The organism is Undibacterium pigrum, assembly GCF_003201815.1.
GTDB lineage: Bacteria > Pseudomonadota > Gammaproteobacteria > Burkholderiales > Burkholderiaceae_D > Undibacterium > Undibacterium pigrum.
The window spans coordinates 21607-27887 of sequence record NZ_QJKB01000025.1 but is presented as its reverse complement, the minus strand read 5'-3'; the positions used below and the strand labels follow the sequence as shown (position 1 = coordinate 27887).

Sequence of the window (6281 nt, the reverse complement as noted above, 5' to 3'; positions counted from 1 at the left end):
ATTTGGACTTCTCCTCTGTGAACTGAATCGTTTCATCACTCTTCAGTTTGGCACATTTGATGCCGTAAGGGGAGGAGTCCATTCCATTGCCCTACATCACGGCTTTGATTAAAAACCAGGGTATGCAAGCCTTGCAAGCACCAGTTCGCGGCAGAAGCAGTTCCCGCAGTGAATGTGTGCCGTCGCTTAAAAATCCCGCGCCACCACTACTCCCTGGTAAGTGCTGACATACAAGGCCCCACGGCTGAAGACAACCGCAGTTGGCCTTGACAGCGAACCTGGCAAAGGCCCGGCAACAAAGCCTTCACGGTTAGCAGAGCCTATCAAGGTACTGACCTGGCCTTCGGGGGTGATTTTGCGGACTGCGTTATTGTCAGTATCAGCCACATACAGATTGCCCTTCGAATCCAGCGTGAGACCCTGCGGGCGATTGAAACGTGCCGCCATGCCACTACCATCGGCACTCCCTTTTTGCCCGGTACTACCCGCAAAAACACTGCTGACACCTGCAGGTGAAATTTTGAAAATCACGTGATGAATACCATCAGCCACGTAGACATTGGCATTGCCATCAATGGCGATACCGTTTGCGACACTGGGCCAGAAACGGCTTTGTTTGACGCGACTATCCTCCACCACCTGCCCCAGGGGAATCCTGGCAAAGGTGCTGGTAACACCATCAGCAGTCACCTTGCGCACTAACTGGTTGGCTGTATCGACAAGCAGAACATCACCACTGCTGGTGAGGGCAATGCCATTCGGCACCTTGAATCTGGCATCGCTACCTGCGCCATCGGCCAGGCCAAGTTGGTCAGGCATGCCTGCCAGCGGTGTGGTGACACCAGCAGCACTGATTTTACGCACGGTGCCTATGGAATCGGCGACATAAAGATTACCACTGGCATCCACCGTCAAACCCGCTATTCTCGCAAACTCTGCCTTCACGTCGACAAAGCGGCTGACTGCGCCCATCGGGCTGATCTTATGTATCAGAGTAAAAGGGAAACGCGATTCGGTGACATACAGATCACCCCGGACATCAGCCACCATATTGCCTGGCGTGCTGGTCATGAAAACTGGGGACCAGTATTCAGGCGGTATCGCCACCTTGCTGGAACCTGCTACTGTCGTGACCACACGATCAGCACTGATCTTGTGCACGCTGCTTTCATCGATAATATACAGCTTACCCCTGCCATCACTGACAATGTCCCTGGGCGGTAAAAAAAACGCTGCTCTGGTCACACCTTGTGGATTATCACGCTTGCCATTACTGACAAAGTTAGTGACCACGCCGCCAGGTGTGATTTTACGTATCATCGCGTTCACGGTATCAGCAACATAGATATTGCCTGCGGCATCCAGGGCCACACCGGATGGCATATCAAAACGGGCTGCCCTGCCTTTGCCATTTTCGCTACCATTTTTACCCGCAAGACCGGCAATGGTAGTCACCACACCTGCAGGGGTCAGCTTGCGTATCGTGCCATTGTACTGGTCAGCGATATAAATATTACCAGCAGGGTCTGCCACCAAACCCGCGGGACCTGAAAAGCGCGCACTACCGCCCTTGCCATCACGCGCGCCTTCCACCTTGGCCTGACCTGCAACAGTGCCGACCATGCCTGCCGGTGTGATCTTGCGTATGGCGTTACTATCACTGACAAACAGATTGCCTTCACGATCAAGTGCTATACCCTTGAGAGCTGTGAATCTGGCTACGTCGACAGGACTATCAATAGCGGTATTTGTGCATGCACCACCAGCTACGATCGAGGCTATGCCAGCCGGCGTCAGTTTGCGTATGCTGCAATTGCGCTGATCAAGTACAAAAATATTGCCCTCTGCATCACCCACCATCCTGCCTGGCGAATTAATTTTTTTCAGATCTGCCGCATCCATCTTAAGCATTTCATCAGAATTACTCGTTTCACTGCTGGCAAAGCTGGACACGACAGCTTCCTGAGTGATTTTGCGCAGACGATGGTAATCACTGACAAACAGATTGCCGTCGGGATCAATCGCAATGCCCCACAATGATCGAAACCGGGCATCGGTGCCCGTGCCGTTGATATTGCCAGGACCACCCATGTCACCCGCGAACAAGGCAATGCTGCCTTTGTTCTTCAAGCTTGTGGCACTGGCAGATACAGCTTTGCTGGCATTGTCGTCAGCACGACCGCAGGCAACAGACATGGCCATCGTCAGCAGGCAAAGCAAGGGGGTGAATACGCGTTCAGGTTTCATTGTGGAAGACTCAGGCGAACGCGTATGTGATGCAAGTCAGTACGGTGAAGGGATGCATGATACAGATGCGTTCATTCAGAAAATTAATTGCAAATATCGTATCACGATTGTTATGCCGCAAGCGGCAATCAGAAGCAACAATTAGTAACGCGCACTAAGTGGCGAATTGAGTAGCAACTTAAGGCTACTTACAATTTTTTCTGTAAGGACAAGCAAACTGAAAACGGTGAGATTCGAACTCACGGCCCCCGACAGCAGTGCTGTATGTAGACAGGTGCATTGATCCACTCTGCCACGTTTTCAAATTTCTCTTTTTACCTTTACCTGCAGGGAAAAGCCTTGCCTGGCATTGATCGACCTTTGAACGACGCTGGATGCCAGATCAAGTCTGGCATGACTTCGGCACAGTATTGACAATGATCGTGGTGCGCGTGGTGGGACTCGAACCCACATGCCAGAGGCGCTGGTGTTTAAGACCAGCGTGTATACCAGTTCCACCACACGCGCATTTAAAACTTGTATTCGTCTGCATGATCTGCCTGTAGATAGACGACCATACTTATTGGCGGAAACGGTGAGACTCGAACTCACGGGACCTTTCAGCCCTGCTGCCTTCCAGACAGTTGCAATCGCCGCTTTGCCACGTTTCCTAATAATGGTGCGCATGGAGGGAGTCGAACCCTCAAACCTTGCGGTACTGGTTTTTGAAACTAGCGTGTATACCATTCCACCACATGCGCTTTAAACTTCCTGATACGGTAGGGTGCGTTGTAACGCACCATCTGCGAACCTAAAAAGTCTTGCATTGTTTATGCATCGGTTGCGCATTGCTCATTTGCATCAACCTGCTTTGGGGTGACCACCCGGAATCGAACCGGGATAAGCGGAATCACAATCCACGACTTTGACCGTTAAGTTATGGCCACCCCAAAGCAGGCTGTTATGTCTTCTATTATTTGCAGAGCATGTGCACCCCACAAAATCATGCAAAACTCAAACTGGTCGGAGTGCGAGGATTCGAACCCCGGACCTTCTGCTCCCAAAGCAGTTGCGCTACCAGACTGCGCTACACTCCGAAAAAACTTTTCACTTCTCAAACTGGCAGGGGATCAAGGATTCGAACCTTGGAGTGTCGGGTTCAAAACCCGATGCCGTCACCGCTTGGCTAATCCCCTACAAAAACTTGGTGCGCATGGAGGGACTTGAACCCCCAATCCTTTCGGCACTGGTTTCTAAGACCAGCATGTATCCCAATTCCACCACATGCGCTTAAAACTTCCTGGTACTGTAGGGTGCGTTGTAACGCACCATCTGCGAACCTAAAAATTCTTTCATTGTTTATGCATTGCTTTTTTCCATCTCAATTTCTTGCAGCAAGGCGGTGCGTTACAACGCACCCTACTAATCTAAGACCAGCATGTATTCCAATTCCACCACATGCGCTTAATCCTGCTGGTTGCAAATTCCGGGTGTAGAGAACGCCGTGTAAAAACGACGCTCTCTACGGAACGATGCAACGTTCAAACTGGTCGGAGTGCGAGGATTTGAACCTCGGACCTTCTGCTCCCAGGGCAGTAGCGCTACCAGGCTGCGCCACACTCCGATATGACTGTTAATGCCTGTTGCAATCTGCAATCAGGCTAAAAATTCTTTGTTATAAAAATTAAAAAGCCCGGGTGCGTTTATCGCATCCGGGCTGCTCGCTACAGGTGGCTTACACCATTAACTGGTGAGGCTACTCTGTGGGGTTTCCCCCCGGATGTTAATTTGCAGGCATGCGCCCAGATGATGCAAGGGCAAGGCGAAAAGCGCGCCGGGTAATGCTGGTTTCGGTTGCAGGGCGGGCTGCGCTTGCAGGCCAGCGGCTACATGGGATGGGAGCGAGGACGTATCCAGCAGCGCTGCACCAGCCTGTGCCATACCCTGCGCAATGAGGCGCAAGTTCTGGTTCAGTTGTTGGAGTAGCGTCGCGTTCACAATAGGTCCTGTTCTTTAAGTTGAGTGTTGTTGATGTTCCAACTGATATTGCAGCCGGGTTGCAGAATTACTTGCTGCATTCGATGGATGTATCTTGCCATAGCTTTTTAAATAAAACAAGCATGGCATGACGAATTTATTCAATTAATTGATATATTTTTGCAACAGGCGGATATTTCAGCGTCGCTTTAGACTGCTGTATTGCCTGTTGCTACACTATGAAAAAGGCTGGTTTTATTAAAATTTATGCTAGAGTAAATGACATCGAAATATTTTTTAAGATGCCTGTAAATTGGTGCGGCAAAGAATATTTCCAGTATTGATGCGCTTGATGTAAAGATGCCCATCGCCAGCGCGACGTTTCCTCTGTCTCCTATCCCCACCGGAGTAATCCATGCCACAAACCACAACAGACAACACCCAGCCCGCCTCCCCTGCCTGGCAAAACTGGAGCCAGAACCTGTTTTACCAGGGCGATAATTATTACTACACGCCACGCACGCGTGCAGAATTACAAGTCGTCGTCACCACCGCTGCGGCACACAACAAACAGCTACGTGTATCCGGCCAACGCCATTCGCAAACCCCGCTGGTGGCGAGTAGCGAGACACCTGCGAGTGGTGTCGTCATCGTTGATCTGTCCTGCTATGCTGACCTTGGCAGCAATGGTGACCAGCGCATACAGCTTGGCGATGATGGCAAAAGCGTCACCGTGAATACTGGCGTGCGCGAAGATGAACTCGATGCCTTTCTGACGCAAAACAAACTCATGCTGGAAACAGTGACTGCGGGCGGCTTCTTCAGTCTCGGTGGCATGACTGCGGTAGACGTACATGGCGCCACCGTGCAGGCACCCATCTTTGCTGAGACCGTGACAGGCTTTGCCATCATGGGCCCTGACGGCATAGTCAACACCATAGATGCGAATACGCCCAAAGTTGGCGCATGGTCGCCACTGCAATTTGCCCGCGTGTCGCTCGGTGCTTTGGGTGTCGTCACAGCCGTCACCATCAGCGTCTTGCCGCGCCCGTTTGCCAATTGCCTGACCTCCGGCATCAATGATTATGTGTGGGAAAACGCCGCCAACTTTGGCGCTGGCCTGGCTGCCCTGCTGGCATCCAAATCCAGGGTAGAAACTTTCTTCAACCCTTATGCCTTGACTTGCACCAACAACTTCACAGCAGCCTGGTGGAATGTAGAAAGCGGCTCAGGCGCTGCGCCCACACCAGAACCAGCAGCAGACGCCTGCCAGCTCGCGAAAAAGAATGAATTCGGTGCGCCCTATTTGCCTTATGCTGAAAAAATTGCCGAAGACGCCGCCATCTATGCACAAAGCTTTGATGCACCCATCGTCGGCACCGCAGCGGCGGCGATGATCACATCGACAGCGATATCCGTCATCAAGGGTGAAGTCAAAAAAGCGGCGCAAAAAAATTCTGACCTGTGGCTGAACGAAGCCGCCAGGGTCATCTTCATGTCTTATTTCATCGAGCTGCCTGACCTGGGTGCAGAAAGTTTATCCACGGTCTGGGGAGCCTTGAAATCCATCAGCGACAAGGTCAACAAGAGCAGCAACTTCCACATCGCCGCACCGATGGAATTTCGCTTCATTAAAGGAGGCGACACTGCCATGGCGGGCACCTACACCAGCAATGCCGACGCTTATTTCGTCAACCTTGACCTGATCGCCTTTGTCGCCGTGCATGAAGACAATAGCGGCCTCGACTACCCGACCAAGCTCTTGAATTTTTTTGCCGAAGTCGAAAGCGAATGGGTCGCGCTAGGTGGCTGGCCACACAATGGCAAGATGTATGGTTTCTACGACCCCGCCACCGGGCCAGGCACGGGCACACAGCCCTTCAACCCGGCATTTCTCAAGCAGCTACGCAGCCGCCGTACGGAGCGTGTGCAGGCTTTTGATGGCTATCGCCAGTCCCGTGATCCTGCCGGGATGTTTTTGAATGCTTATGTGGGGAGGCTGGTGGGGGATTGAGCTTTCAACTTCATATTCTGTATGCGACATGTGAACACAAACCACTCACCGAAGAGAAGGAACA

General features: G+C 51.8%; 3 protein-coding genes and 9 tRNA genes. 1 reads left to right on the top strand and 11 read right to left on the bottom strand.

What is annotated here, in order from left to right:
• Positions 1-186 precede the first annotated feature (186 nt).
• From DFR42_RS28350 to DFR42_RS28305, 11 genes are all read right to left on the bottom strand, one after another.
• Entirely contained in the window at positions 187-2247 is a 2061-nt protein-coding gene (locus tag DFR42_RS28350; protein ID WP_110258432.1) for an NHL repeat-containing protein, read from the bottom strand.
• Positions 2248-2465: 218 nt separating this feature from the next.
• Positions 2466-2549 (bottom strand) — tRNA-OTHER (locus DFR42_RS29430).
• A gap of 121 nt (positions 2550-2670) precedes the next feature.
• Positions 2671-2754 (bottom strand) — tRNA-Leu (locus DFR42_RS28345).
• Between the two features lie 56 nt (positions 2755-2810).
• Positions 2811-2897, bottom strand: a tRNA-Ser gene (locus DFR42_RS28340).
• Between the two features lie 6 nt (positions 2898-2903).
• Positions 2904-2987 (bottom strand) — tRNA-Leu (locus DFR42_RS28335).
• A 111-nt stretch (positions 2988-3098) separates the two neighbouring features.
• A tRNA-His gene (locus DFR42_RS28330) sits at positions 3099-3173 on the bottom strand.
• 73 nt (positions 3174-3246) lie between these two features.
• A tRNA-Pro gene (locus DFR42_RS28325) sits at positions 3247-3323 on the bottom strand.
• Between the two features lie 23 nt (positions 3324-3346).
• Positions 3347-3422 (bottom strand) — tRNA-Gln (locus DFR42_RS28320).
• Positions 3423-3431: 9 nt separating this feature from the next.
• A tRNA-Leu gene (locus tag DFR42_RS28315) sits at positions 3432-3516 on the bottom strand.
• Between the two features lie 257 nt (positions 3517-3773).
• Positions 3774-3850: transfer RNA gene (locus tag DFR42_RS28310), tRNA-Pro, on the bottom strand.
• A gap of 119 nt (positions 3851-3969) precedes the next feature.
• Positions 3970-4224 (bottom strand): hypothetical protein, encoded by a 255-nt coding sequence (locus DFR42_RS28305; RefSeq protein ID WP_146219002.1) that lies wholly within the window; start codon positions 4222-4224, stop codon positions 3970-3972.
• Positions 4225-4618: 394 nt separating this feature from the next.
• Here DFR42_RS28305 and DFR42_RS28300 point away from each other — a divergent pair, with 394 nt between their 5' ends.
• On the top strand, positions 4619-6217 hold the full coding sequence (locus tag DFR42_RS28300; protein ID WP_110258430.1) for an FAD-binding protein: 1599 nt from the start codon (positions 4619-4621) through the stop codon (positions 6215-6217).
• The last annotated feature ends 64 nt before the right edge of the window (positions 6218-6281 follow it).

Excerpts from the sequence above, each read along its gene's own strand:
- DFR42_RS28350 (WP_110258432.1), bottom strand. The coding sequence starts at position 2,247 with ATGAAACCTGAACGCGTATTCACCCCCTTGCTTTGCCTGCTGACGATG.
- DFR42_RS28300 (WP_110258430.1), top strand. The coding sequence starts at position 4,619 with ATGCCACAAACCACAACAGACAACACCCAGCCCGCCTCCCCTGCCTGG.